At 45.1% G+C, this 763-nt stretch carries 1 protein-coding gene; it reads left to right on the top strand.

Annotation, left to right across the window (positions count from 1 at the left end; translation table 11 throughout):
- Positions 1–763: calcium/sodium antiporter (locus tag R7Q46_RS26595; protein ID WP_318078142.1), on the top strand; the 763-nt coding region annotated here is incomplete at both ends.

The following is a 763-nucleotide window of genomic DNA, read 5'->3' as shown; positions in this document are numbered from 1 at the left end:
TTTTTGGTTCTGCAGCTATAGCCCGCAACGTCGGTATTTCACCTTTAGTGATCGGTATGACCATTCTTGCAATGGGCTCATCAGCACCAGAAATGATGGTGTCAGCAACAGCCGCTTGGGACGGTAAAACCGATACCGCTGTCGGTAACGTTTTGGGTTCAAACATTGCTAACATTGCCCTAATCCTAGGTATTACTGCACTGATCAAACCTCTTTCTATTAGTTCTGCAGTTATCCGTCGCGAATTACCATTAATGATCGCGGTAACTGTGTTAGCTGGGATTTTACTGTGGAACAGCCACCTTGGTTTTTATGAAGGTGTCTTACTATTTGTTCTGTTTGGTGCTTTTTTATTTGCTATGTTGCAAATTAGCCGCAAAGAACAAAAATCTGGCGATGCGTTTCTTGAAGATCAAGAATCAGAAATCCCACAAGGCGTTAGCAACCCTAAGGCCATCATGTGGGTGGTTATCGGTTTAATATTGCTTCCTTTGGCAGCAAGCCTGCTGGTCGACAATGCGGTTATTATTGCTAAGCATTTCGGCATGAGCGACCTAGTGATCGGTCTGACAATTATTGCCATCGGTACGAGTCTTCCTGAGCTTGCAGCATCACTTGCTGGTGTATTGAAAGGCGAAGACGACATGGCAGTTGGTAACATCATCGGCTCGAACGTTTTCAATATTTTGGCGGTAATGGGCCTTCCTGGCATCATTAACCCATCCACACTAAGTGAATACGCAATGGGACGTGACTTCTGGGT

It is taken from the genome of Vibrio sp. 811 (genome assembly GCF_033339195.1).
The sequence above is the reverse complement of the archived record's forward strand: the minus strand, read 5'-3'. Positions and strand labels throughout refer to the sequence as shown.